Source organism: Streptomyces sp. NPDC007084, from assembly GCF_040703595.1.
In the GTDB taxonomy this organism is placed as follows: Bacteria; Actinomycetota; Actinomycetes; order Streptomycetales; family Streptomycetaceae; genus Streptomyces.
This window is the reverse complement of record NZ_JBEYFY010000002.1, coordinates 193,434-219,662: the sequence shown is the minus strand read 5'-3', so window position 1 is coordinate 219,662 and position 26,229 is coordinate 193,434. Positions and strand designations below refer to the sequence as shown.

Annotated in this window: 23 protein-coding genes; 5 read left to right on the top strand and 18 right to left on the bottom strand. The window is 72.4% G+C overall.

All coding sequences use genetic code 11. The features are described from left to right. Positions 1-223 precede the first annotated feature (223 nt). Both AB0912_RS02890 and AB0912_RS02885 read left to right on the top strand, forming a co-directional pair. Positions 224-2,173, top strand: a complete 1,950-nt coding sequence (locus AB0912_RS02890; RefSeq protein WP_366696048.1) for a glycosyltransferase family 2 protein — start codon at positions 224-226, stop codon at positions 2,171-2,173. Beyond that, on the top strand, positions 2,170-4,107 hold the full coding sequence (locus tag AB0912_RS02885; RefSeq protein ID WP_366696046.1) for a kelch motif-containing protein: 1,938 nt from the start codon (positions 2,170-2,172) through the stop codon (positions 4,105-4,107). Before AB0912_RS02890 ends, AB0912_RS02885 begins: the two co-directional genes overlap by 4 nt. 126 nt (positions 4,108-4,233) lie before the next feature. Here AB0912_RS02885 and AB0912_RS02880 read toward each other — a convergent pair whose 3' ends face one another. From AB0912_RS02880 to AB0912_RS02815, 14 genes are all read right to left on the bottom strand, one after another. Beyond that, positions 4,234-5,247 (bottom strand): glycoside hydrolase family 6 protein, encoded by a 1,014-nt coding sequence (locus tag AB0912_RS02880; protein WP_366696044.1) that lies wholly within the window; start codon positions 5,245-5,247, stop codon positions 4,234-4,236. A 562-nt stretch (positions 5,248-5,809) separates the two neighbouring features. Further along, entirely contained in the window at positions 5,810-6,475 is a 666-nt protein-coding gene (locus AB0912_RS02875) for a class F sortase (RefSeq protein WP_366696042.1), read from the bottom strand. Position 6,476: 1 nt separating this feature from the next. Beyond that, positions 6,477-7,028: a hypothetical protein gene (locus tag AB0912_RS02870; RefSeq protein WP_366696040.1), complete on the bottom strand. Its 552-nt coding sequence runs from the start codon at positions 7,026-7,028 to the stop codon at positions 6,477-6,479. Between the two features lie 190 nt (positions 7,029-7,218). Continuing rightward, a complete protein-coding gene (locus AB0912_RS02865) occupies positions 7,219-7,998 on the bottom strand; it encodes an HAD-IIA family hydrolase (protein WP_366696038.1) in 780 nt (259 codons plus the stop codon). Positions 7,999-8,131: 133 nt separating this feature from the next. Further along, entirely contained in the window at positions 8,132-9,613 is a 1,482-nt protein-coding gene (locus tag AB0912_RS02860) for an alkaline phosphatase family protein (protein WP_366696036.1), read from the bottom strand. 273 nt (positions 9,614-9,886) lie between these two features. Then, positions 9,887-10,978, bottom strand: coding sequence for a 2-aminoethylphosphonate ABC transporter substrate-binding protein (locus tag AB0912_RS02855; protein ID WP_366696034.1), 1,092 nt, complete (start codon positions 10,976-10,978; stop codon positions 9,887-9,889). Positions 10,979-11,043: 65 nt separating this feature from the next. Next, positions 11,044-11,841: an ABC transporter permease gene (locus AB0912_RS02850; RefSeq protein WP_366696032.1), complete on the bottom strand. Its 798-nt coding sequence runs from the start codon at positions 11,839-11,841 to the stop codon at positions 11,044-11,046. Continuing rightward, positions 11,828-12,622: a 2-aminoethylphosphonate ABC transporter permease subunit gene (locus tag AB0912_RS02845; RefSeq protein WP_366696280.1), complete on the bottom strand. Its 795-nt coding sequence runs from the start codon at positions 12,620-12,622 to the stop codon at positions 11,828-11,830. The genes AB0912_RS02850 and AB0912_RS02845 overlap by 14 nt, the downstream gene beginning before the upstream one ends. Before the next feature lie 166 nt (positions 12,623-12,788). Next, entirely contained in the window at positions 12,789-13,841 is a 1,053-nt protein-coding gene (locus AB0912_RS02840) for an ABC transporter ATP-binding protein (RefSeq protein ID WP_366696030.1), read from the bottom strand. Continuing rightward, entirely contained in the window at positions 13,838-14,662 is an 825-nt protein-coding gene (locus AB0912_RS02835; protein WP_366696279.1) for a phosphonatase-like hydrolase, read from the bottom strand. Before AB0912_RS02835 ends, AB0912_RS02840 begins: the two co-directional genes overlap by 4 nt. After that, complete coding sequence (locus AB0912_RS02830) at positions 14,659-15,783, bottom strand: TIGR03364 family FAD-dependent oxidoreductase (RefSeq protein ID WP_366696028.1); 1,125 nt, start codon at positions 15,781-15,783, stop codon at positions 14,659-14,661. The genes AB0912_RS02835 and AB0912_RS02830 overlap by 4 nt, the downstream gene beginning before the upstream one ends. A 143-nt stretch (positions 15,784-15,926) precedes the next feature. Continuing rightward, positions 15,927-16,685, bottom strand: coding sequence for a GntR family transcriptional regulator (locus tag AB0912_RS02825; protein ID WP_366696025.1), 759 nt, complete (start codon positions 16,683-16,685; stop codon positions 15,927-15,929). 212 nt (positions 16,686-16,897) lie between these two features. Continuing rightward, complete coding sequence (locus AB0912_RS02820) at positions 16,898-17,860, bottom strand: hypothetical protein (RefSeq protein WP_366696023.1); 963 nt, start codon at positions 17,858-17,860, stop codon at positions 16,898-16,900. Positions 17,861-18,265: 405 nt separating this feature from the next. After that, positions 18,266-19,567, bottom strand: coding sequence for an ROK family transcriptional regulator (locus tag AB0912_RS02815; protein WP_366696021.1), 1,302 nt, complete (start codon positions 19,565-19,567; stop codon positions 18,266-18,268). Between the two features lie 57 nt (positions 19,568-19,624). Here AB0912_RS02815 and AB0912_RS02810 point away from each other — a divergent pair, with 57 nt between their 5' ends. Beyond that, on the top strand, positions 19,625-20,710 hold the full coding sequence (locus tag AB0912_RS02810) for a Gfo/Idh/MocA family oxidoreductase (protein ID WP_366696019.1): 1,086 nt from the start codon (positions 19,625-19,627) through the stop codon (positions 20,708-20,710). After that, the gene (locus AB0912_RS02805; protein ID WP_366696017.1) at positions 20,707-21,192 is read left to right on the top strand and encodes a heme-degrading domain-containing protein; all 486 of its coding nucleotides are present in this window, start codon (positions 20,707-20,709) and stop codon (positions 21,190-21,192) included. The genes AB0912_RS02810 and AB0912_RS02805 overlap by 4 nt, the downstream gene beginning before the upstream one ends. Before the next feature lie 255 nt (positions 21,193-21,447). On the opposite strand, the gene AB0912_RS02800 is transcribed toward AB0912_RS02805, so the two are convergent. From AB0912_RS02800 to AB0912_RS02785, 4 genes are all read right to left on the bottom strand, one after another. Continuing rightward, a complete protein-coding gene (locus AB0912_RS02800) occupies positions 21,448-22,305 on the bottom strand; it encodes a fumarylacetoacetate hydrolase family protein (RefSeq protein ID WP_366696015.1) in 858 nt (285 codons plus the stop codon). A 174-nt stretch (positions 22,306-22,479) separates the two neighbouring features. Next, a complete protein-coding gene (locus tag AB0912_RS02795; protein ID WP_366696278.1) occupies positions 22,480-23,361 on the bottom strand; it encodes a YidC/Oxa1 family membrane protein insertase in 882 nt (293 codons plus the stop codon). Between the two features lie 111 nt (positions 23,362-23,472). Beyond that, entirely contained in the window at positions 23,473-23,778 is a 306-nt protein-coding gene (locus tag AB0912_RS02790; protein ID WP_366696277.1) for a DUF6412 domain-containing protein, read from the bottom strand. A gap of 205 nt (positions 23,779-23,983) precedes the next feature. After that, a complete protein-coding gene (locus AB0912_RS02785; protein ID WP_366696013.1) occupies positions 23,984-24,865 on the bottom strand; it encodes a class E sortase in 882 nt (293 codons plus the stop codon). 182 nt (positions 24,866-25,047) lie between these two features. Here AB0912_RS02785 and AB0912_RS02780 point away from each other — a divergent pair, with 182 nt between their 5' ends. Next, positions 25,048-26,061, top strand: coding sequence for an SEC-C domain-containing protein (locus tag AB0912_RS02780; RefSeq protein WP_366696011.1), 1,014 nt, complete (start codon positions 25,048-25,050; stop codon positions 26,059-26,061). Positions 26,062-26,229: the final 168 nt, after the last annotated feature.

Below are 26,229 nucleotides of genomic sequence, written 5' to 3'. Positions count from 1 at the left end.
GGGGCTTGGCCGGTTGCGGCGTGGGGGGGTTGGGGGCCCCGTTCACGGCCGACGCCGAGGGGGGCGTCGCGCAACCGGAACGCCGGGGATTTCTGTCCATATCGTGTGAATGATGTGACGGTCCCGGCCTGCCAGTGACACGTCCGCAAGGGTCGGAGGGGACCCGGAGGACGAAGTGAAACGACGAACACGTGCCGCACGGCGCGTGTTGGGGGGATGACTCATGACGTCGACGCCGACGGGCGCCCGAAAGGATGCCGACCCGTCCGAGACGACCCAGCTCCGTATGCCGTCCCACCGGACCGGCAGCATGCGGCGGATCAAGAACACACTGCCGAGATACGACTACGAGCACTACAGCCGGCTCGCGGGCCCGCTCACCCAGCCCGACCCGGACAAGCCCTACCGGGTGCGGTACCGCTCCCTGCTCTCGCAGGAACCGCACCGTCTGCGGGCCGCGCTCATGCTGGGCGCCGCCCCGCTGCTGTCGCTGGTCCTGCTCGGCTGGCTGCTGAGGCCCGAGCACTGGACCGAACGGGACTATCCCGCCTACGACTTCCTGCCGGCCCTCGACATCGTGATGCTGGTCTCGATCGGCCTGATCGAGTTCTTCCGCTGCATGAACGTGCTGTCCAACGCGCACGCCACCCTGGTCGCCCGCGACCCGATCCCGGTGGTGCCCGAGACCGGCACCAGAGTCGCCTTCCTCACCTCGTTCGTGCCCGGCAAGGAGCCGCTCGCCATGGTGACGAAGACCCTGGAGGCCGCCGTCAGGCTGCGCCACCGGGGCCTTCTGCACATCTGGCTCCTCGACGAGGGCGACGACCCGGAGGTGAAGGAGGTCTGCGCGCGCCTGGGCGTGCACCACTTCACCCGCAAGGGCGTCGAGAAGTGGAACCAGCCCAAGGGCGCCCACCGCGCGAAGACCAAGCACGGCAACTACAACGCCTGGCTGGAGGCGCACGGCGACGCGTACGACTACTTCGCCTCGGTCGACACCGACCATGTGCCGCTGCCCAACTACCTGGAGCGGATGCTCGGCTTCTTCCGCGACCCGAACGTCGGCTTCGTCATCGGCCCCCAGGTGTACGGCAACTACGACAACCCCATCACCAAGGCCGCCGAGTCCCAGCAGTTCCTCTTCCACGCCCTCATCCAGCGGGCCGGGAACTTCTACGGCTCCCCCATGTTCGTGGGCACCTCCAACGCCGTACGCATCAAGGCGCTGAAGCAGATCGGCGGGCTGTACGACTCGATCACCGAGGACATGGCGACCGGGTTCGAGATGCACCGCGCCAAGAACCCGGCGACGGGCCGCCGCTGGAAGTCGGTGTACACCCCGGACGTGCTGGCCGTCGGTGAGGGGCCGGGCGCCTGGACGGACTTCTTCACCCAGCAGCTGCGCTGGTCGCGCGGCACCTACGAGACGATCCTCAAGCAGTACTGGAAGGGCTTCGCCAGCATGCCTGCGGGCAAGCTCTTCAACTACACGATGATGATCATCTTCTACCCGATGTCCGCGCTCAACTGGATCCTCGCGGCGCTGAGTTGCGCCCTGTTCCTCGGCCTGGGCGCCTCCGGCGTGAACATCGACCCGACCGTGTGGCTGATGCTCTACGGCAACGCCTCGGCGCTCCAGATCGGCCTGTACGTCTGGAACCGCCGGCACAACGTCTCGCCGCACGAGCCGGAGGGGTCCGGCGGTGTCGCCGGCATGGCGATGTCCGCGCTGTCCGCGCCGATCTACGCGCGGTCGCTGCTGGACACCGTGCTGCGCCGCAAGAGCCGGTTCGTGGTGACCCCCAAGGGCGATTCGGCCAGCCCCGACACCCTGTTCGGGACCTTCCGGATCCACCTCTTCTTCATCCTGGTCTTCGCCGGCTCGATCACCGCCGGCTTCGTGTTCGGGCACTCCCACCCGGCGATGATCACGTGGGGGGCCTTCGCCCTGCTGATCACCGCCTCGCCGATCCTCGCCTGGCAGTGGAGCCTGCGCCAGGAGCGGCGCAGGCCCTCGGCGGCGGCACCCGAGGACGTCCCGGCGCAGCGGCAGGTCCCGGCCCCGCAACGAGAGCGGCACACCCCGCACGCGCCGCAGCCCAGGCCCAGTTGGGCCGCGACCAGCGGCGGCGACCAGACCATGCAGATCGCCCTTGGGGGACGTAAGAAATGAAGGACGGCGCCCGTCGCCGCCGTGCCCGCCGCCTCGGGATAACCGGGGTGGTGGTGCTCGCGCTGGCCGGCATGAACGGGCCCTGGCTGTACCGCTTCGGGACGGACAGGTACCACCAGTACACGATCAACAAACCGGAGTACAAAGCCGACAACGGCCACTGGGACATCGTCAACTTCCCGGCGCGGTACCGGCTCAACACGATCCACGCGGCCCTGCTGCACACCGGCAGAATTCTCTTGATCGCCGGTTCCGGGAACAACCAGCAGAACTTCGACGCGAAGAAGTTCGACACCCGGATCTGGGACCCGGTCAAGGGCACGATCAAGAAGATCCCGACCCCCGCCGACCTCTTCTGCACCGGACACACCCAGCTCGCCAACGGCAATCTGCTGATCGCGGGCGGCACCAAGCGGTACGAGACGCTGAAGGGCGACGTCACCAAGGCGGGCGGCCTGATGGTCGTCCACAACGAGAACCCGGACAAGCCGATCACCCTCCCCGCGGGCAGCGTGTTCACCGGCAAGGAGAACGGCAAGACGTTCGTCTCCAAGGACCCGGTGCTCGTCCCGCGCGCCACCAAGGTCTTCGACAAGAAGACCGGCGCGTTCCTGCGCAACGACCCGGGGCTCGGCCGTATCTACGTCGAGGCGCAGAAGAGCGGCCAGAAGTACGAGACGGGCACCCAGGACAACTACCGGGTCCACGGCCTGAGCGGCTCCGACGCCCGCAACACCTACGGGATCGCCCAGAAACTCGCCCTGGACAAGAAGGACTTCCAGGGCATCCGGGACGCCTACGAGTTCGATCCGGTCGCCGAGCGGTACATCAAGGTCGACCCGATGAACGAGGCCCGCTGGTACCCGACGCTGACCACGCTCGGCGACGGCAAGGTGCTCAGCCTGTCCGGCCTGGACGAGATCGGCCAGCTCGTCCCCGGCAAGAACGAGGTCTTCGACCCGAAGACCAGGAAGTGGACGTACACCAAGGGCGTCCGGCAGTTCCCGACCTACCCGGCGATCTCCCTGATGCAGAACGGCAAGCTGTTCTACTCGGGCTCGAACGCCGGTTACGGTCCCGCCGACGTGGGCCGCGACCCCGGCGTCTGGGACCTGGCGGGCAACACCTTCACCAAGGTCCCGGGTCTGAGCGACCCGAACATGATGGAGACGTCCGGCACGGTGCTGCTGCCGCCCGCGCAGGACGAGAAGTACCTGGTGATCGGCGGCGGCGGGGTCGGCGAGTCCCGGCTGTCCAGCAAGAAGACCCGGCTGGTCGACCTGCTGGACCCGAAGCCGAAGTTCGTGGACGGGCCCGAGCTGGAGAAGGGCACCCGCTATCCGCAGTCCTCGATCCTGCCCGACGACACGGTGCTGGTGTCCGGCGGCTCCGAGGACTACCGGGGGCGCGGCGACTCCGACATCCTCCAGGCGCGGATCTACGACCCGAGGTCCAACCGCTTCGACCGGGTGGCCGACCCGCTGGTGGGCCGCAACTACCACTCGGGGTCGATCCTGCTGCCCGACGGCCGCGTGATGTTCTTCGGCTCCAACTCGCTCTACGCGGACAAGGCCAACACCAAACCGGCCACGTTCGAGCAGCGCATCGAGATCTACACGCCGCCCTATCTGTACCGGGACGCGCGGCCGTCGCTGTCCGGGGGGCCGAAGACGATTCCCCGGGGCGGCTCGGCGACGTTCACCTCGGCGCACGCCTCGTCCGTCAAGACGGCGCGGCTGATCCGGCCGAGCGCGTCCACCCATGTCACCGACGTCGACCAGCGGTCCATCGCCCTGGACTTCACCAGGACGAGGACGGGGATCTCGGTGACCGTGCCGAAGAACCGGAACCTCGTGGAGTCCGGCTGGTACATGCTGTTCGTGACGGACGACCAGGGCACGCCGAGCAAGGCCCAGTGGGTCAAGGTTCCCTGAAAGCAGGCGAGTTGATGAAGAGGGCGCCCCTCGCTCCGGCGGAGGGCGCCCTCTTGGGGTGTCGGCGGATGGGGTGATACGGAACCGAGGGCCGGCGCTACAGGGACCGCGCGGCGGCCGGTGACGTCACCTGGACGCCTTGGCGAGCTTCAGCGCGTACTCCGCCCACCACTCGCCCGCCTTCGGGCCGCCCTTGCAGGTGCCGTCCGACTCGCCGGGCCGCTTGACCCACAGATAGGCGTCGACGAGGGGGTCCGCCGTGTTCGTGGTCGGGTTCTCGCCGAGCGCGCGGCCCGGCGGGTTGCACCAGTTCTCCTCGGGCTTGCCGCCCGTGTAGGGGCCGTTGCCGTTGCGGCTGGTGTCGATGACGAAGTGCTTGTCCCCCACCTTCGCCGCGAGCCGCTTGCCGTACGCGATGGAGTCCTCGGTCGAGTAGAAGTTGGAGACGTTGACCGCGAAGCCGTCGGCCCGGTCGATCCCGGCGGCGCGCAGCGGCTCGAAGATCTGGTCGGGGTGGCCCCATCCGGCGTTGCCCGCGTCCAGGTACACCTTCGTGTTCTTCAGCGAGGTGAGCCGGGTGACGGCGCCCTTCAGCAGGTCGTAGCGCTCCTCGCGGAACTCCGGCGGGGTGCACTGGTTGACCAGGTGCAAGATGGCGTCCGGTTCGAGGATCACCGTGGCGGGGCGGTCGCCGATGCCCTGGGCGACGCCGTCGATCCAGGCGCGGTAGGCGTTGCCGTCGGCGGCGCCGCCCTGCGAGAACTGGCCGCAGTCGCGGTGCGGGATGTTGTAGAGGACGAGGATCGCGGCCCGGTCGGCCTTCTCGGCGGCCTCGGTGTAGCCGCGCGCCTCTTGCTCGGGGTTCTCCGGGCCGATCCACTCGCCGGTCGGCTGTCCCGCTATCTTGCGGATCTGCCGGGCGTCGTCGTCGCGGCCGGCCTTGGCGTAGGCGGCGACCTGGCGCACCGCGTTGCCGTCCGGGTTGACCCAGAACGGGTCCGCGTTCTTGGGCTGTTGTGTGACCGGGGCCCCCGAGTCGTCGTCCTTGCCGCCGCCCCCGGAGGAGCACCCCGCGAGCAGCAGTGCCGCCCCCAGCACCGCCGTGGACGCCCGTGCCCCGGCACCCTTTTTGCCGTACATCCAACTCCCCCTCGGGTGCACCGTCCTAAGAGTCAATCGTGACATACCCACCGCTTCCCCCGTGGGGTCTCGGCCCCTTGGCCGGGAGCTGTTACAGCCCCGGCGCGACCGCGTCCGGACCGGGCACGGAGACCCCATCGGGCCGCTTTCCGGGGCGAGTTGACTTTCGGACACCCTCTAGGAGGTTTCGCCCGTTCCGTCTAGGGTGGCCCCCAGCGGCCCCAGCCCCCGGCCGGCAGTGTCCCCGCCCGGCCGCCTGGCCGGCGTGCGGGATCCAGACCTCCCGCGTCGGTGCCGGGTCACTCCCGCGATCCGTGCGCGCGCGGTCGAGGACCAGTCCGGCCGGCGGCTTCTCTGGGGGAGCGGGCCGCCGGCCGGACTGCGGCGACGGTGGCGGTCGCCAGTCACCCGTCACCCGTCACCCGTCACCCGTCACCCGTCACCCGTCACCCGTCACCCGTCACCCGTCACCCGTCACCCGTCACCCGTCACCCGTCACCAGGGGGACCCTGCCCGGCGAGTCACCAGGGGACCCTGCCCGGCGAGCGACCCCGGCGCCGGTTCACACGCTGCGGCCGGTGAGGTACGCCGACACCACCACGTTCGCCGTGTAGCTCCCGGTCGCCTTGTCGAAGGTGCCGCCGCAGGTGACCAGGCGCAGTTCGGCGCGCCCCGGCCGGCGTGTCCCGTAGGCCTGCCGGGCGTCGAAGTGGTCGCGCGGGAGCACCTGGACGTCGTCCACGGTGAACTCGGCGACCGTCCCGTCGTCGCGGACCACCCGGACGGTGTCGCCGGGCTTGACGGAGCTGAGCTTGTAGAAGACGGCGGGCCGGGTGTCGGTGTCGACGTGGCCGACCATCAGCGCGGTCCCCACGGCGCCCGGCTCCACACCGGCCGCGTACCAGGCGACGACGCCCGGCTGGTCGTAGGGCGGCGGGTCGATGGCGCCCGCCCGGTCGAGGCCGCGGGCCACGACCGGGGCCTGCACGCCCATGGCGGGGATGTCGACGCGCTGCGGGCGGGCGTTGCCGAGGGGTTTGACGGCGTGCGGCAGCCGTACCTCGGGGGGCCGCCCGACGGCCGCGATGTCCCCGGTGGTGGGCGCGGACAGGCCGAGCCGCAGCTCCGTCACATCGCTCCCCCACAGCCACAGGCCGAGCAGCAGCACCAGCCAGGCGATCCCGGTCAGCAGCCGGCCGGGGCCGGCGGAACGTTCGCGTTCGGCCATGTCAGTCGCGGCTCTCCTGGCCTCGCCGGGCGCTGCGCAGCGCGACGGCGACCGCGGCGACGGCCGCGAGGACCAGGCCGGTCACGGCCTGCCGGGTGCCGGGGCCGGCCTCGCGGGCGTCCACGGAGCCGAAGTGGGCGGTGGCGCCGCCGCCGGCGTGCACGGGCGCGACGGGTGAGGCGGGCGCGGTCACGGAGGGCGCGGCGGCCGGGGCGGCGACGGTGACCGTGCCCTTGACCCGGTCGGCGCGTCCGTCGCAGGAGACCTCGACGGGGTAGCTGCCGGGGCGCAGGGCGGTGCGGACGCGGGTCTCGCCGACCAGGCCGCCGCCGCCCCCGCCGGTCAGCCGGGCGTCCGAGACGAACGCGTCCGAGACGGCGGTGCCGGTCCGGCCCGCGCAGCCCATCGCCCGCAGCCGGATGTCACTGCCGAAGGCGGGGCCGGCGGGTGTCACCAGGACCCCGGCCGGTCCGGCGTCGGCCGCGTGGGCGACGGGCGTGAACGCGGCCGCGGCCACGGCCCCCGCACAGAGAGTGAGTCGCACTGAACGCATCGTGAAACCTCCAGACACCTGGAGAGTCCCCCGGGCGGGGGTGGCCCGCATCTTCTGCGGCCCGCCGTTGCTCCGTACGGGTGTGCCCGGCGCGTTCCGGGTTTGGGACCGGCCGGGACGGGTCCGGCCGGGGTCCGCTCCGGGGCCGTACGGCCTGGCGGAGGTGCGCCCGGGGGCGCGGCCCGGCGGGTCAGACGCGTTCGACGAGGTCCGCGATGGAGTCCACGACCTGGGACGGGCGGTAGGGGTACCGCTCGATCTCGTCGGGCGTGGTCAGCCCGGTCAGCACGAGGAAGGTCTGCATCCCGGCCTCCAGCCCGGCCAGTACGTCGGTGTCCATGCGGTCGCCGATCATCGCGCTGGTCTCGGAGTGCGCGCCGATGGCGTTCAGCCCGGTCCGCATCATCAGCGGGTTCGGCTTGCCGGCGAAGTAGGGCTGCTTGCCGGTGGCCTTGGTGATCAGCGCGGCGACGGCGCCGGTGGCGGGCAGCGGGCCCTCGGTGGAGGGGCCGGTCTCGTCCGGGTTGGTGGCGATGAACCGGGCGCCGCCCTTGATCAGCCGGACCGCCTTCGTCATGGCCTCGAAGGAGTAGGTACGGGTCTCGCCGAGGACCACGTAGTCGGGCTCGTGGTCGGTGAGCACGTAGCCGATGTCGTGCAGCGCGGTGGTCAGTCCGGCCTCGCCGATGACGTACGCGGTGCCGCCGGGCCGCTGGTCGTCGAGGAACTTGGCGGTGGCCAGCGCCGAGGTCCAGATGTTCTCGACCGGCACGTCCAGGCCCATCCGCCGCAGCCTCGCGTGCAGGTCACGGGCGGTGTAGATGGAGTTGTTCGTCAGAACCAGGAAGGGCTTGCCGGACTCCCTCAGCTTCTTGACGAAGGAGTCGGCGCCGGGGATCGGCACGCCCTCGTGGATCAGTACGCCGTCCATGTCGGTGAGCCACGACTCGACGGGCTTGCGCTCTGACATGTGCTGGGTCTCCTGCCGTCCTGTTGCGTACGTACGCACTCGCTCCGGGGGGCGCCGGAACGACGGTGTGCCGACGCCCCCAGCCTAGTCAGGACGGCGTGCTCCCGGACGGGCCGGGAGCACGCGGGGCGGGTCAGCCGGACGTGAGCGAGACGCCGTCGACCACCCAGTACCAGTTGTTCCCGCCGGTGTAGCGGAAGCGGACCCGGGCGGTCCTCGCCCCGGCCGGGACCTGGAGCGTCAGCTTCTCGACGCGGGAGGAGGTGTCGGCGGTGTACGTCTTCACGCTGACCGGGGTGGCGCCGTCGTAGGAGACGAGCACCTCGCCCTTCTGCGGGGCTTCCTGGCGGTAGTAGGTGGTGTACGTGAGGGTGGCGGGGGCGCCTCCGGTGACCGGGTAGGCGGGGCTGACGAGGGTGGAGTCGAAGGTGCCCGAGTAGGTCTTGTCCGCCCACTCGTCGCCGTCGGCCACCGCGAAAACGTTGCGGGCCCGGACGTTGCTCTCGCGGTTCTGGTCCACCTGGGCCTTGGTCCAGAACTCGTCCGTGGTGAAGCTCCAGCCGCGCCACTCGGTGACGCCGCCCGTGCCCATCGCGGAGTTGTCGACCGACCAGCCGCTCGGCGGGGTGTGGGTGAAGCCGATCACCGTGGCGCCGATGCCGGTCTCGTCCACGCGGGTGGAGAGCTGCGGGCGCAGCGCGTCGAAGTCGTCCGGGGAGGGCTGCTGGACCGGCCGTCCGTCCAGGCCCCAGGCGGGGTCGATGGCGACGCCGAGGTGGGCGAGCGCGGAGGCGGCGACGTCCGGCATCTTCACGTCGTGGCGCACCGAGCCGGCGGCCAGGGTGGGGCCGGTCGCGATCATGAAGGTCTGCCGCTCGGGCCAGCTCGATCCGCCGTGGCCGCCCGCGTCGGTGTGCCCGTGGTCGGCGGTGACGATGATCAGCCAGTCCTCGGAGGCGTACGTGGCACGGCCCTTGACGGCGGCGACCATCTGCCCGACCTGGGTGTCGACGCCGTGGATGGCGTCCAGGTACTGCCGGCTGGCGGCGCCGTAGCTGTGGCCGGCGTGGTCGACGTTGTCGAGCTGGACGAACACCGCGTCGGGGTCGGCGTCGCGCAACCGGGCGACGGCGCGCGAGGTGGTGCCGGTGTCGTACTCGGCGCTCGGGGTGGAGACCCGGGTGTCGACCTTGGAGGAGAAGACGGTGTCCGTCAGGGGTGCCCAGGAGGAGACGGCGTACGTCGACAGGGCGGGCTTGGCGGTCTCGATCCGGGTGAGGAAGTCCGGGTACTGGGCGAACTTCTGGCCGGTGAAGTTGTTGTCCTTGACGTTGTGCTTGTCGGGCCAGACGCCGGTGATGAGGGTGGCCCAGCCGGGGCCGGAGAGGGTCGGCGCGAACGGGTTGGCGTAGATGCTGCTGGGCGCGGTGAGGCCGGCGGCCATCAGGGCGTCGAGGTTGGGGGCGTCGGCGTCCTTGACGCGGCTCAGCAGGGTGCCGTCGAGGCCGATGACGAGGACCTTGGGGGTCTTGGCGGCGGCCCGGGCGACGGACGCGAGCGGTCCGGCGGCGAGGGCGAGGCCGGCCGCGGAGACGAGCAGGGAGCGACGGGACATGCGTGACGACACGTGATCCTCCGGGAGGGGGACGAGGGTGTGGGGCACGGATGGAACAGCGGGGGGCGCGGCGGGACGGTCCGGGGTGCCGCGGCCGGGCATGGCGACGCCCCCGGCGGTGCGGGTCCAGGGGCGTCGCGGGTGGCGCGGGTGGTGCGAGTGGCGCGGGTGGTGCGAGTGGTGCGGATCGGCGGATGGCGCGGGTCGGCGGATGGTGCGGGTCGGCGCGTGGCGCGGGTCGGCGCGTGGTGCGGGTCGGCGGGTGCCGGTGGTTCAGCTGCCGGTGGCGGACTTCCAGTCCTCGACGTACGTGGTGAGGTTCTTGTCGATGTCCGCCCAGTCGGGCTCGAAGATCTCGACGCCGTCCATGAGCTTGGTCAGCGCGATGGCGTTGGCGTCGGTGGCCTTGACGTCGGAGCGGGCGGAGAAGCCGCCGCCGATCTCGCTGACCTGCTGCTGGGCCTTGACGGACAGCATGAAGTCGAGGAGCTTCTTGCCGTTCTCGGAGTGCGGGGCCTTGGTGACGAGGCCGGCCGCGTACGGGAGGGCGAAGGTGCTGGGCTTGCCGGCGGCGTCGGCGGCCTTCTCGGTGGCCTGGGGGAACCAGATGCCGAGGTTCGGCATGTCCTTGGACTGCGCGTAGTTCATCTGGACGTCGCCGTTGGCGGCCAGCAGTTCGCCCTTGTCGACCTTGGGGGCGAGCTTGCCGGTGGAGGCGGACGGGCCGACGTTGTTGGACTGGAGCTTCTTCAGGTAGTCGAGCGCCGCGTCCTTGCCGCCGAAGTCGTGGATCGCCTTGATGAGCACGGCGGTTCCGTCGCCGGCGACACCGGGCGTGGAGTACTGGATCTTGTTCTTGTAGGTGGCGCCGAGCAGTTCGTCCCAGGTGGTGGGGGCCTTCTTCAGCTCCTTCTTGTTGTAGATGAAGCCGAAGTAGTTGTTGACGACGGAGGTCCAGGTGGCGTCGGCGGCCTTGTCGGCGCCGTCCACCTGGTCGGAGCCCTGGGGGGCGTACTTCTGGAGGAGGCCCTTGCCGTCGGCCTGCTGGATGAACGGCGGGAGGGTGACGAGGAGGTCGGCCTGCGGGTTGGCCTTCTCGCGGACGGCCCGCTGGACCATCTCGCCCGAACCTCCCTCGACGTACTTGACCTTGATGCCGGTCTTGTTCTCGAAGTCCTTGAAGACCTGGTCGTACCAGCCGTCGCCGTTCTCGCCCTTGAGGCCGTCGGCGCTGTAGACGGTGACGACCTTGGCGTCGGAGGCGGCCGAGTCGCCGCCGCACGCGGTGAGGGAGCCGGCGAGGACGAGGCTGCCGGTCACGGCGGCGATCGGGGCGAGGCGGAGCGAGCGGGCGTTTCTGGGCATGGCGAGATGAACTCCTTGCGTAGGTGGGGATTTTGAGGGTGTCCGACGGGGGGTGGAGCAGTCCGTCAGCGGTAGGTGGCCTTGGTGCGGAGCCGGGAGACCGCGAACAGCACGAGCACGGTCGCCGTCATGAGGACCACGGCGAGCGCGGAGCCGGTGAACAGGGCGCCGCGGTCGGTGGCCGCGTAGATCCGGACGGGAAGCGGGGTCCAGTCCGGCGGGTAGAGCATCATCGTGGCGCTCAGCTCGCCCATGGACAGGGCGAAGCAGAGTCCGGCGGCGGCGGTGAGCGAGGGCAGCAGCAGCGGCAGCCGCACCCGCCACAGCACGTGGGAGGGCCGGGCGCCGAGGGAGGCGGCGGCCTGTTCGTAGGCGGGGTCGAGCCGCACGATGGCGGCCGAGACCGACTGGTGGGCGAAGGCCGTGACGAGAACGGCGTGCGCGAGGATGACGATCCACCGGGTGCCGTTGAGCAGCACCGGCGGCTTGGAGAAGGCGACCAGGGTCGCGAGGCCGACGACGACCGAGGGCACCGCGACCGGCAGCATGAACAGCGCGTCCAGCAGGCGTTTGCCGCGCTTCTTCAGGGCGTGCCCGGCGAGCGCCGCCCAGGTGCCCACGACCAGCGCGAGGACGCTCGCGGTGAGGGCGGTGACCAGGCTGGTGGTGAGGGCCTGGAGGGATTCGCCGCGGGTGGCGGCGGTGTAGTGCCCGGTGGTGAAGCCGGACGGGAACGCGCTCGACCAGTTCGTGGCGAACGACGCGGCGAGGACGACGAGCAGGGGCAGGGCGAACAGGGGCAGGAAGAGGACGAAGAAGACGGCCCAGGTGGCCCACTTCCCCTTGCGGCTATGCACCAACACGGCGGCTCACCACCCGGTAGAGGCCGTAGAGCCCCACGGAGATCAGGACGTTGACGACGGCGACGACACACGCTCCCGGATAGTCGGACTCCAGGATCGCCTTGCTGTAGACGAGCATCGGCAGGGTGGTGACCCCCTTCGCCCCGGTGAACAGGACGATGCCGAACTCGTTCAGGCACAGCACCAGGACCAGGCTGCCGCCGGCGGCGAGCGCGGGCAGTGCCTCGGGCAGGATGACCTGCCGCACGATCCGCGCGGGCCGCGCGCCGAGCGAGGACGCCACCTCCAGTTGCCCGGTGTCGATGCCGGAGAAGGCGGCGAGCAGCGGCCGCATCACGAACGGGGTGAAGTAGGTGACCTCCGCGAGGAGCACACCCCAGGGCGTGCCGAGGAACTGGAAGGGCCCCTCGGCCGCCCCGGTGGCGCCGGTCCAGAGCCCGTTGGCCATGCCGACGGTGCCGTAGACGAACAGCAGCGCGAGCGTGATCAGAAAGGACGGGAAGGAGAGGAAGACGTCGATGAACTTGGCGACCGCCTTCCCGCCGGGGAACGGTACGAAGGCGATGACCAGGGCGAGGACGAACCCGAGGACCAGACACCCGGCCGTGGACCCGAGGGCCAGCCACACGGTGGTCCCGAGCGCCTCCCGAAACGCGGCGGAGGCGAACACGTGCCCGTACGCCGCGGCCGAGGTCCCCCCGGTGTCGGGCCGGAACGACTGCTGGACGACCAGCCCGAGGGGATAGAGGAAGACCAGCCCGAGCACGAGAACGGGCGGCAGGGCCCAGAGCGGCGCACTGGACCAGCTCCGCCGGCCTCGGGTCGCCTTCGCCGTCCCGCGGTCGAGAGGCCGTGGCCGCTCCGGCTGCGGGCAATCGTTCCGCGGGGCTGGACGGGTGGGCACAGCCGGCGACGCCGGGCCACTTGTCGTCAGGGGTTCGCTGGAGCTACCCACCGGTCACCCCTCCGGCCAGGAGCACCGCGTCCTCGGAGGCGAAGTGCAGCTCCACCGAGTCCCCGGGGACGGGAGGATCGCGCAGCTCCCGCAGGTCAGCCATCATCCGGTGGCCCGCGACATCCACGTACAGCCGATGGGTGGACCCCCTCCACTGCACCTCGGTGACGGTCCCGCCAAGGGAGTTGGCGCCCTCGCCGAGCCCGACGAGGTGCGGACGCACGCACAGGGTGGCGCTCGCCCCGGGCCCGGCGTCCCCGGTGGGAACCTTCAACTCGGTCCCGGCGAAGTCGACCCCTTCCGTCCCCACCGTCACCGGCAGCAGATTCGCGTTGCCCACGAACGACGCGGTGAACTCGGTACGCGGCGCCCGGTACAACTCCTGTGGCGTGCCCACGTCCTGGAGCCGGGCCCTGTCCATGACGGCGATCCGGTCGGCCAGGGTCAGCGCCTCGACCTGGTCGTGGGTGACATAGAGGATCGACACGTCGGGCAACTCGCGGTGCAGCCGGGCGAGTTCGGTGAGCATCCCGGAGCGGAGCCGCGCGTCGAGCGCGGACAGCGGCTCGTCGAGCAGGAGAACACCGGGCCGGATGGCGAGCGCCCGCGCGATGGCCACCCGCTGCTGCTGCCCGCCGGACAGCTCGCGCGGGTAGCGCCGCGCGTACGCCGCCATCCCGGTCATCTCCAGCGCCTCGGCCACCCGCCCGCGGATCTCGCCCTTGGGGGCCTTCCGCGCCTTGAGCCCGAAGGCGACGTTGTCCTCGACCCGCATGTGCGGGAAGAGGGCGTACTGCTGGACGACCATGCCGATCCCGCGCCGGTGCGGCGGCAGGTCCGTGACATCGCGGTCGCCGATGAACACCCGCCCGGCCGCGGGCCGCACGAATCCGGCGACGGCCCGCAGCGCGGTGGTCTTGCCCGAGCCGGACGGTCCGAGCAGGGCCATCACCTCGCCGGGCTCGACGGTCAGGTCGAGGGAGTCAAGGACCGTGGTGCCGCCGTAGGCGACGGACACCCGGTCGAAGCGGATCCCGCTGCTCATCGCCCGGCTCCGCCTGGTGCCTTGAACTCGCCGAGCAGAGCGGGCAGTTCGGCGACCGAGCCGAGGACGTGCGCGGCACCGGCGGCGCGCAGCGCGTCCTCCTCGTGGGCGCCGGTGAGGACACCGGCGACCAGGCCGGCCCCGGCGCGGACGCCGCTGAGCATGTCGTAGGAGGTGTCGCCGAGGACGGCGGTCTGCCGGACGTCCTCGGCGGCCTTGGTGCGCAGGAACGCCTCCAGGACCATGTCGGGGTAGGGGCGGCCGCGGCCGCCGGCGTCCGCCGGGCACAGGGTGAGCGGTACGAGGTCCTGCCAGCCGAGGGCGGCGAGGATGGCGTCCTGGGTGACGCGGGCGAAGCCGGTGGTCAGGACGACGGTCAGGCCGCCCGCCTGGAGTTCCTCGATCGCCTCGCGGGCGCCGTCGATCGGCGCGATCCGGCCGCCGTCGACGAGTTCGCCGTACGCCTTCTCGAAGGCGGCGTTGGCGCGCTGGGCGAGGGATTCCTCGCCGAACAGGTGCCGGAAGACGGAGATCTTGGACTCGCCCATGGTGGCGCGGACGTAGTCGAGCTTCTCGGTGTGGTCGGCGGAGCCGGGCTCGACGCCCAGTTCCCCGGCGGCCACGGCGAAGGCCTGCTCCACGAGGCCGCCGTCGGCGACGGTGGTGCCGGCCATGTCGAGCACCACAAGTCGTATGTCGTGCGGGGCGGTCGGCTCGTTCGGGGCGGTCGGCTCGTGCTGCGCGGCCGGCTCGTGCGGGGCGGTCACCGCGGTCGGCTCGTTCAGCGCGGTCGGGTTGTTCGGCTCGGTCATCTCGTTCACCATCCCAGCTCGTCGGCGGTGGTCTCTGCGATCGCGGGTGAGCAGGTCATGCCGCGCCCGCCGGGCCCGGTGACCAGCCACACGCCGTCCCGGACGCGCTGGCGGTGCACGACCCGGCTGGTGTCGGTGCACTGCGCGTACACCCCGGCCCAGCGGCGCCGGATCTTCGGCAGCGGACGGCCGAGGAAGGACTCGACGACCTCGGTGAGGTGGTCGTAGGGGTCTTCGACGGTGTCGAAGGCGAAGGGGTGCTCGTACTCGTGGGTATCGCCGATGGTCAGGCCGCCGTCCGCGCGCTGCACCATGAGGAGCTGCATCCGGTGCTCGGCGGCGGTCGGCGCCTGCGGCTGGCCGGCGTTGAGGGCGTCGAGCGCCTCGCTCCGGTAGGCCGGGTAGTAGCGGAAGCTGTCCGCGTCGGCGACGGAGGTGGTGAGGGGCTCGCCCAGCGGGTCGGTCTGCATCATCTGCAGCCGTACGCGCCGCACGGGCAGCTCGGGTCCGGCCAGCTCGCGCACGAGTCCGCCGAGCCAGGCGCCGGTGCACAGCACCACCGCGTCGCCGGTGTGGACGTCGCCGTGGTCGTCGCGGACGGCGTTCTCGCCGATCACCTCGCGGACCTCGCGGCCCGGCAGGAAGGTGTAGTCCGGGGACTTCAGCAGTTCGGCGCGCAGGGCGACCTGGGCGGTGCGCGGCTCGACGGCCGCGTCGCGCTCGCACCACAGGGCGGCCTCGAAGGTTCCGCGCAGGGCGGGGTTCACGGCGCGCGCCTCACCGGCGGTGAGCAGCTTGTAGCCGCGGGCGGCGGCGTCGTCGCGGGCCAGGGCGGCCTCGGCGACGGCGATCTCGCGGGGGTTGCGCAGCGGGGTCAGCGATCCGCAGCCGCGGAAGCCGAGACCCGGGACCCGGGCGCCGATCTCCTCCCACAGTTCCCGTGCCCGCAGGGCGGTGTCCAGCTCCTCTCCTCCGGCCCGGCCACTGACCCATATCTGGCCGAAATTGCGCAGCGAGGCCCCGCGGGCCTCCGCCTCACGCTCGATCTGTACGACCTGGTGGCCGCGCTCCAGGGCATGCCAGGCGTGCAGGGTGCCCACTACGCCGGCTCCGACGACTATCACTCTCACGACGGCCACACTCCTCGGTACGGGGGAATCAAAAGGGTCCACACAGCAACCAGATGGTGAACTGCCCATCACGTTTGGGCTAGACCCGTTATCTTGTCGTTATAAAAAGAGGCGAGCGGACGCTCGCCTCGGTCTGGCCTGAATCAGTCGCCCAGGTGTGCGGTGAAGGAGAACCGGTCGCCCCGGTACAGCGTCCGCACCCGCTCCAGCGGCTGCCCGTCGGAGTCCCGGGAGATCCGGTGGATGAGGAGCATCGGCAGGGCGGGCGGGGTGCCGATCAGAAGGGCCTCGCGGGGGGTGGCGAGCACGGTCTCGATCCGCTCGTCGGCGTCGCCGAACGCGATGCCCAGCCGGTCGTGGAGGTAGGCGTAGAAGGAGGAGTCGGGGTCGAAGTCGCTGTCGAGCCCGGGGACCCGGCCCACCGCCACGTATGTGCTCTCCAGGCCCACCCGTTCGTCGTCGGCGAGCAGCACCCGCTCCATGTGCCACACCGGTTCGCCGCGCTTCAGGCCCGCCTCGGCGGCGAGCGCTTCCGGACACGGGAACCGGTCGAGGGAGATCAGCGAACGGCCCGGGACCCGGCCCTGTCTGCGCACGCCCTCGGTGTAGCTCGCCAGCGACAGCGGCTGCTCCAGCTTGGGACCGGCGACGACCGTGCCGCGCCCCTGGCGCCGCAGCTTTCCTTCGAGCAGCAGCTCGCGCAGCGCCTGCCGCACGGTCTCGCGGGCGACCTCGTACGTCTCCGAGAGGTCCCGCTCGGTGGGCAGCAGCCCCCCTTCGCCCAACTCGTCGACGAGCCGGGCGATGTGCGCCTTCACCGCGTAGTACTTCGGAATACGGCCGTGCTCCGGAATGCCGGAACGGACGGGGGCGCCGGGGGCCTGGTCAGTCGGGTAGTCCACGGACACGATCGTCGCAGACGGAGCGGGCCGCGCGGGTGCCAGCTCTCGGCGGCGGACCGGCTCCGGTCCGGTTCCGGCCCCGCTCCGGTCCGGCTCCGATCCCGCTCCGGCCCGGCTCCCATCCGCTCCGGCCCGGCGGCTTCTCAGCGGTGGCGGGGGCGGTCTCCCCGGCGGCGGGGGGGTGGCGTCTCACCGGCGGCGGGGGCGGCCTCTCACCGGCGGCGGGTGCGCAACCGCCGTGCCACGACGAGGAGTCCGGCTCCGAGGGCGGTCAGGGCGACCGCCAGCGCGGCCAGTGCGGGACGGTTCGGGGCGCCGCCCGGCCCGGTCCTGGCCAGCTCGTCCAGGTCCGGCGCCGCCGCGCCCGTACCGGCGGAGGAGGCCAGGGCACCGACGCCGGCGCCCTCACTCGCCCCCGGGCTGGCGGTGCCCGTTCCGGTTCCGGGGGACTGCGCGTCCGCGGACGCGGTGCCCGTACTGGGATGGGGGCTGGGGCTGCCGGTACCGGGGTCGGCGTCGGCCGTGGCGGTGCCGGGGTCGGTGGTGCGGCCCTCGTCCGTGCCCGTCTCCCGGCTGGTGTCGGGGTCGCCGGGGTCCCCGACATGGAACCGGTAGTCGCCGGACTCCCCCACCCAGTCGCCGTCCCCGCCGTGCCGCTGTACGACCGAGGCGGTCGCCACGACGTCGTTCGGGGCGGTCGCGGCGGAGGTGAGGGAGAGCCGCACCTTGACGGTGAGGGTGCGGCCGGGTGCCACGGTGAACCCGGGGAAGCCGTCGTCGAACGGCGCCACGTTCTCGGACTCGTCGCTCCGCTCGAACGTCACCGGGTGCGCCCGCTCGCCCTCGTAGAACTCCATCCGCAACTGCTCCGGCCGCAGCGTCCGCCGGGTGTCCGCGAGAACGACGACGGGGTGGATCGCGCCGCAGGTGTGCGAGGTGGTGTTGGTGAGGTCGATGTACCAGGTACCGGAGTCGCCGCCGGGCTGGTAGGCGCGCGGGCCGCCGTGGATCCGGCTCCTGACCGGGAAGTCGTGGACGTCGGAGGCCACACAGGCGGGGCGCGGCTCCGACGCGCGGGCGGGCGCGGGGGCGAGCGCGGTGCTCAGAACGAGGGCGACGGCCGGCCCGAGAGTGAGCGCGGCCGGGACGAGCGGGCGGGACGTACGCAGTCGCATGAGGAGCCTCGGGCCGATCGGTGGGGGAAGGGGATCGGAAGCTTCGAGCGTCAGCAGATACAGGGCAACGGCGCCGCGACCCTGCCACACGGACCCACGGCCCCCGGCCGCGCCACGCCTGGGGGCCACTCGTTCGGGGGTGTGGGTGCGCTCGGGTGGGGGTGTCCGGCGGATGGCGGTGATGCCCCTCGGGGCGGGGATGCTGCCGGGCGGGGGGCACGGGGGGGGCAGGACACCGTCACCGCGGAGGCAGGCGCAGGCATCCATGCCGAGCGGGCCCGAGCGGCGCCGAGGCGCTGCCTGAAGGAGGCCCCCAGCCCAGCCCCCGGTCCCCCGGGCGGAAGCAACTCGACCCCGGCCCCCGGGACGGAAGCAGCTCGGCTCAGGCCCCCGTACCCCCTCCCCTCAGCCCTCCCCCCGCCCGAACAACGGCGCCAGCAGGAGTTGGGCGGCGCCCTCCGCGACGCCGCGGGCTCCGCCCGGGGCGATACGGACCGGGACCGCCGGGCCGCCCCCTTCACGCCGGGCCCGTTCGGCGAGGACGGCGCCGACGCCCCGTACGAAGACCTCCTCGTGGGCGGCGACCGTACGGCCGCCGAGCAAGACGAGGTCGATGTCGAGCAGGCCGACCAGGTTCGCCGCCCCGGCGCCGAGCACCCGGGCCGCCTCGTCCACGCTCCCCCGTCCCACCGCGTCCAGGCACAGCACCTCGACGCAGCCCCGGTTCCCGCACTCGCACAGCGGTCCGTCGAGCTGGATGACCTGGTGCCCGAACTCCCCGGCCCCGGTACGGGCCCCGCGATGCACGGCCCCGCCGATCACGAGCCCGGCGCCCAGCCCCGTACCGAGATGCAGGTACGCGAAAGAGCCGCCGCCCGCCACACCGGAGCCGAGACCGGAGCGGGGGCCGGCGCCGGGGCCGGAGCCCACGCCCACGGCGACCCCGAGGGCCGCCGCGTTGGTGTCCTTGTCGACCACGACCGGCAGCCCGAGCCGTGCGGTCAGCGCGTCGCGCAGCGCGAAGCCGTCCCACTCGGGGAACCCGGTCACCCGGTGCAGCACGCCGAGCGTGTGGTCCAGCGGCCCCGGCAGCGCGACCCCCACCCCCAGCGGGGCCACCCCGCCGAGCAGGGCCTCGACCTCGCGGGCCGCCCCCTCGACCACCGCGTCCGCCCCGGCCCCGAGATCCAGCGGGGCGCGCCGCTCGGCCACCACGGCACCGGTGAGATCGCAGAGCACGGCGGTCAGTTCGTCCCGGTCGAGGTGCAGCCCGACCGCGTGACCGGCCTCGGGCACGAGCCGCAGCACCGTACGGGGCTTGCCGCCGGTGGAGGCGCGGCGGCCCGCCTCCGTCGCCAGACCGTCCGCGCGCAGCCGCGCGGTGATCTTGCTGACGGCCTGCGGGGTCAGCCGGGTGCGTTCGGCGAGTTCGAGCCGGCTGATCCCGGCGGGCCCGGCCGTGCGCAGCAGGTCGAGCACCAGGGCGGTGTTGTGGCTGCGCAGCGCGGGGAGGTTCACCCCGGAAGTCCCGGGCCCGCCGACGACCGCCGCGCCTCCCCCACCGCCCCCGGCCCCCCCGGCACCCCTGCCCCTCCCGGAGCCGCCGGAGCCCCCGGGCACCCCGGTCACGCCGGACACCCCGGTCACGCCGGGCGCCCCGGGACCCCCGGTCACGCCACCGCTCCCACCCACATCGGTCCTGTTCACGGGACCCATTGTCCCCCGCGCTTGCACTTTGGCAACAGCGTTGCGAAAGTGGGAGCCATGACAGGCATGACTGGTACGCCCCTGCGTGTGGGTCTCGTGGGCTACGGCCTCGCGGGCTCCGTCTTCCACGCCCCGCTGATCACCGCGACCGAGGGCCTGACCCTCGACACGGTCGTCACCTCCAACCCGGAGCGGCAGGAACAGGCCCGCGCCGAGTTCGGCGACGGACTCCGGTTCGCCGCCACACCCGACGACCTGTGGGCCCGCGCCGACGAACTCGACCTGATCGTCATCGCGTCCCCGAACAAGACGCACGTCCCGGTCGCGACCGCCGCCCTCAAGGCCGGCCTCCCGGTCGTCGTGGACAAGCCCATCGCCGGTACGGCGGCGCAGGCCCGCGAGCTGGCCGCCCTCGCCGACGAGCGCGGCCTGCTGCTCTCCGTCTTCCAGAACCGCCGCTGGGACAACGACTTCCTGACCCTCCAAGGGCTCGTCGCCGAAGGCGAACTGGGCGAGGTCTGGCGCTTCGAGTCCCGTTTCGAACGCTGGCGTCCGCAGCTCAAGGGCGGCTGGCGCGAGTCCGGCGACCCGGCAGAGATCGGAGGTCTCCTCTACGACCTCGGCAGCCACGTGGTCGACCAGGCACTCGTCCTCTTCGGCCCCGCCGCCTCGGTGTACGCCGAGTCGGACATCCGCCGGACCGGGGCCGCGACCGACGACGACACGTTCATCGCGATCACCCACACGAGCGGCGTCCGATCCCACCTCTACGTCTCCGCGACGACCGCCCAGCTCGGCCCGCGCTTCCGCGTCCTCGGCTCGCGGGCGGGCTACGTCAAGTACGGGCTCGACCCGCAGGAGGCCGACCTGCGCGAGGGCAAGCGTCCCGGCGGCGCGGACGCGTGGGGCGAGGAACCGCGGTCCCTGTGGGGGCGCGTGGGCTCCGGCGAGTCCCCGCTGACCGGCGGCGGGCGCCCCCAGCCGACCGTTCCGGGCGCGTACCCGGCGTACTACGCGGCCGTCGCCGCCGCCCTGCGCGACGGCGCCCCGAACCCGGTGACCGCGCACGCGGCCGCGGCGGCGCTCGACGTCCTGGAGGCGGCCCGCCGCTCCGCGCACGAGGGAGTGGTGGTGTCCCTGTGAACGCGCCCGCCGCCCCCGGCACCGCCGAGCTGATCGCCGAACTGGAGGCGCAGGAACGCCGGCTGACGCTCCCCCGCTTCACCCACGACGACGCCTGGACCCTCGGCACGATCCTCGTCGGGCTGGCTCGCGAACGGAACGCGCCGGTGGCCGTCGACATCCGGCGCGGGGGCCAGCAGGTGTTCCACGCGGCGCTGCCCGGTTCGACGCCGGACAACGACGCGTGGATCGACCGCAAGCGCCGCGTGGTGGAGCGCTACGGCTGCTCCTCGCTCCTGGTCGGCTCCCGCTTCCGCGCGAAGGGGACCACCTTCGAGGACTCCTCCCGCCTGGACCCCGACACCTACGCGGCCCACGGCGGGGCGTTCCCGCTCACCGTGCGGGACACGGGAGTCATCGGCACGGTGGTCGTCTCCGGCCTCCCCCAAACCGAGGACCACGCCTTGGTGGTAGAGGCCCTGGAAAGGTTCCTGGGCCAGTAACCGCCGGTTGCCCCCGCGCCCTGAGGGGCGCGGGGAACGGCGCGGGCAACCAGAGCGCAGGCCGCCAGACGACGAACGCGCCCGGCCCACTCCAGGGGCGCGAGGAACCGCGCGAGCAACCACAGCGCACGCCGCGGACAAAGAAGCCGGGCGACCGTTTCAGGGGCGCGGGGAACTGCGCGACAAGCCACAGCGCACCCGCGGCCAAAAGGGACTCCGCCCCCCAGCGGCCCCACCCCAAAGGCAGCGGAGCGCTCACGCCCCCGTGAGAACCTGCCGCTGCCTGCCCAACCCGGAGATCTCCAGCTCCACGACATCCCCGGCCCGCAGATACGGCTTGGGGTCGGGCCGCCCCATGGCGACCCCGGCCGGCGTCCCGGTACTGATGACATCCCCCGGGTACAGCGTCATGAAGTGGCTGACGTACCGCACCACCTCGGCGACGGGAAAGATCTGCTCGGCGGTCGTACCGTCCTGCTGCAACTCCCCGTTGACCCACAGCTTCAGCGACAGCGCCTGCGGGTCCGGCACCTCGTCGGCGGTCACGAGCCACGGCCCGAGCGGGTTGAACGTCTCGCAGTTCTTGCCCTTGTCCCAGGTGCCGCCCCGCTCGATCTGGAACTCCCGTTCGGACACGTCGTGCGCCACCGCGTACCCGGCGACATGCGCGAGCGCGTCCTCGTGGGACTCCAGATAGCGGGCGGTACGTCCGATGACGACCGCCAGCTCGACCTCCCAGTCGGTCTTCACCGACCCGCGCGGCACGAGCACCGTGTCGTCCGGTCCGACGACGGTGTCCGCGGCCTTGAGGAAGACGACCGGCTCGGCGGGCGCCTCGGCCCCGGTCTCGCGGGCGTGGTCGTGGTAGTTCAGCCCGATGCACACGACCTTGCCGATCCGGGCGACCGGCGGCCCGACGCGCAGCCCGGCCGCGTCCAGCTCGGGCAGCTCACCGGAGGCGGCGGCGGACCGGATCCGGCCGAGCGCGGCCTCGTCGGCGAGCAGTCCCCCGTCGATGTCGGGAACGAGACCCGACAGATCCCGCAGCGTCCCCCGGGCGTCGAGCAGCGCGGGCCGCTCCGACCCCGCCGTACCGACTCGCAGCAGCTTCATGATCACCGTCTCCCTCGATCGCGGGCGTCGGCCGACGGGTGCAGCCATCGGATGACTGGCTGATCCTCCAAGTTCGCGGTCCACTCCGCAAGACCCCGTTCACGGACTGGACCCGGCCGCCCGGCTGGGCCGCCCGGCTGGAAAACGGCGCCCGGCGTGGTCCCCCGCCCGGCCTCAGACGAGGGCGGGCGCGGCGGGCGAGGCCCCCGGCATGTCGCGGTAGAGCACCGCCCGCTCCACGGCGGCCCACGTCGTACTGGTCACGACGTAGAGCGCGGCGGCCAGCGGCACCACGGCCACGGTGAAGAGCGTGAAGAAGGACATGAACGGCATGAGCTTGTTGACCGAGGCGAGCCCGGGCACGGACTCACCACCGGTGCCGCCGGTGCCGCCAGCGCCGCCGGTGCCGCGGGTCCTGCCCGTGCCGTCGGTGCCGCCGGTGCCGCCAGTGCCGCGGGTCCTGCCCGTGCCGCCGGTGCCGTCGGCGCCCCCGCCGGCAGAGCCCGCCGGGGTGACCGGAGCCGCCGCCGAGACCATCCGCCTGGTCCGCCGGAAGTTGAAGGTGGCCACGGCCGCGACGACGGCGAACAGGCCCAGGTAGACGAGCCCGGCCGGCCCGAAGAGCCCGCCGTCGCGGAGGGCGCCCGCCCAGCGTCCCCCGAGGGGAGCGTCGAAGAGGGTGTGCGAGAGCAGGGAGTTGGCGCCGCCGCCGATCGTCGAGCTGGAGAACAGGTGGTAGAGCAGGAAGAAGGCCGGCATCTGGCAGAGGCTGGGCAGGCAGCCGGAGAGCGGCGACACCTTCTCCTCGGCGTGCAGTTCCATCAGCGCCTTCTGGAACTTCTCGCGGTCCTTGCCGTGCTTCTCGCGCAGCTCGGCGATCCGCGGCTGGAGCGCGGCACGCGCCCGCTGTCCGCGCGCCGAGGCCCGCGAGAGGGGGTGCACGAGGAGTCGTACGAGCGCGGTGAACAGGACGATCGCGACGGCCGCGGCCGAGGCGTGGAAGACGGGCTGGAGCAGGTCGGCGAAGTTCTCGACCAGATGCGCGAACGCGGACAGGAACGTGGACATGGGTGAGCCCTCCGGGGGTCTCGTCGTGCCGGGAGTACGGAATGCGGCATGACGGACCACGCGGGGTCACCGGGGGTGCAGAAGGCGGAGCGGGGTGCCCTACGCGGCCGTCGGGAGGGCGTGTCCGGGCGCCCTGGGCCGAGGGCGCCCCTTGGCGTCCGGGTCGCGCTGGGCGAGGAAGGCCGTACGGCGGGCACGGTCGCGGATGGCGGTACGGACCCGGGTGGGCGGCACGGCGGGCGCGCAGCGCGAGGCGAGGAGCGAGCAGGCGACGAAGGCGGACCCGGCCGCGGCGGTCGCGGCGAGCGCGACGGTGGCGGAGAGGCTGCCGGTGTCGAGCAGGGCGATCTGGAGCAGCAGGAGCGCCAGCACGGCGGCGGGGCGGGCATTGGCCCAGCTACGCATCACGGGCTGCCCTCCACTTGGTCGCGGCACCTGCGTCTGTTGTCTCTGTCCGAGTCCGAGGAAACTCTGCCTGGCGTGCACTGCCTGGTATGTCACTGCCTGGTATGTCACTGCCTGGTGTGTCACCACCTGCTGTGTCACCGCCTGGCTGTCCTCCCGTCGGTTATACAGGATGCCCGGCGCCGGGCGGTTCGGGAGGCGAGGCTCAGCGAGGGCGCATCGCCGTGAGCTTGCCCCAGACCGCCATGCGGTAGGTGGAGGTGTACTCGGGGGTGCAGGTGGTGAGGGTGATGTAGTACCCGGGCTCGCTGTACCCGTAGGAGGGCCGCACGCTGCTGCGGGGCACCGCCCGGATGACCCCGCCGTCACGCGGGGAGGTCTGCGGCAGGGTCCGGTCGACGGCGTACGTGTAGACGGCGCTCCGCGTCTCGACGGTGATCGTGTCGCCGCGTCTGAGCCTCGGCAGGTACCGGAAGGGCTCGCCGTGGGTGTTCCGGTGCCCGGCGAGCGCGAAGTTCCCGGCCTGCCCCGGCTGCTGGGTGCCCCGGTAGTGACCGACGTACCCCTTGTTGAGGACGTCCGTCTTGCCGACGCCTTCGGCGATGGGAACCCGGAGGGAGAGGCGGGGGATGCGGAGGACGGCGTAGGCCTGGGACCAACGGGGAGCGGCGGCCACGCTGCCACCACCGCCGGCCGAGCCTCCCGCCCCGTTCGGACTCCCACCGCCGACGGCCTCCGCACCGGAACCGGAGTCACGAGGTCCCGGAGTTCCGGAGTCGCGATCTCCGGGAGTCCCGAGGCCCCGGCCTTCCGGAGATCCGGAGTCCCGACCTCCCGGAGTTCCGGACGAGGACCCCGCCTCCCAGTCCCCGTCCCCGTTCCCCTTCCCCCACTCCCGCTCCAGGGCCTGCACCTTGCGTTCCGCGTCGTGGCGGGCCTGCCGGTTGGTCCACCAGAGTTGGTGGACGACGAGGAGGAGCAGCACCACTCCGACGGTGACGAGTACCTCGGCGCCGATCCAGACGGCCCGCCGGCAAGCCGCCCGCCGCCGTCGCGTGCCGTGGTGCACCACCCCCGGAGCCCGCATCGGCCCGCCCCCTTCGCCGGCCCGCACGATAGGCGGCACCCCGCGAAGTCACCAGAGCCGTACGGAAAGCGCCGGTTGGCACGGGCGCCCCCGTTCCGGTTCGCATATGCCCCCGGTGACTCCCGCCGCCGTGGCCAGCACCTCTCTCTTCTTTGTCGGCCAACGGCAGTACGGTGTCATCCATGCGCCCCGACACGCCTGCCGAGAACGTCGACCACACCGCCGAAGCGGCACGCCTGGAGCGGACCGCCGGCCTCTACCCGGAGGACGCCGAACACCTGCTCGTGCAGGCGGCGGCCCACCTCGAACTGGCCGGAGACCGGCCGGCCGCGACCGCGCTCTACGACCGCCTGCTGTCCTCGGCGGACCCGCTGGAGAACCCCCACCTGGTGCGCGCCCTGAAGGCGTCGAACCTGTGGGAGTACGGCCACGAGGCCGAGGCCCGCGCGATCATCGACGGCGTCCGCGCGGGCGCCCCCCGGGACCCGGCTCCCTGGGTCATCGTGGCCGAGGCCCTGGAGCACCACGACGAACTGGAGGCGGCGCAGGACACCTTCACCGAGGGAGCGACCCTGCTGCTGACGGACGTGGCGGAGCCGCCGTACGCCACGCGTCCGCTGCTCTTCGGCCGGCACCGGGTGCGGCGCATGCTGGGCGCGGCGCACGACGAGTGGGACGCGCTGGCCGACACCCTGCACTCGTCCGCGGTCTCGCTGGACGAACTGCACGACCCGAAGCGGATCTGGTCGCTCGGCTCGGACAACCCGGCGGAACTCCAGGCCGAGATCAGCCGCCTCCAGGCGGAACTGGGCGCGTACCGGGAGGCGCTGTCCCGCCCGTTCCCGGTGGCGGTCCTGCACTGGTCGGCCCCCGAACTGGCGGAACTGGTCACCGCGTACCCGGACCTCGCCGAGGAGTACCCCTCCCACCAGGAGCACCTGGCGACCATAGAGTCCTCCCTGCGCGAACTGTCCACGTCCGGCACCCCGAACCTGGGCATCGTCACGGCCACGGTCCCGTCCTACGAGGCCTTCGCCGCCTCAGAGGCCTCATCCCCCTCGGACACGACCCTCCTCCCCCAGTACGCGACCACCCTGGCCGCCCGCGGCCTGGCAACCGCGTGGCCGCCCCAGCGAACGGGGGCCTGCTGGTGCGGGTCGGGGAATGCTTATGGGGAGTGCCACGGGGCGTATTAGGACGCGGCCGAGGAGACCCGCCACCCGCTACGAGAGGCCTCGCGTGGCAGAACCAGCGCACCATCGGGCGGTGGCCTCGTCAGTCTGGTGCGGCGCGGTCATGCACCGGTGCATCTGGATGGCGTGAAAAATGCGAGACTCTTGGTTTGGGAGTGACCGTCACCGGCA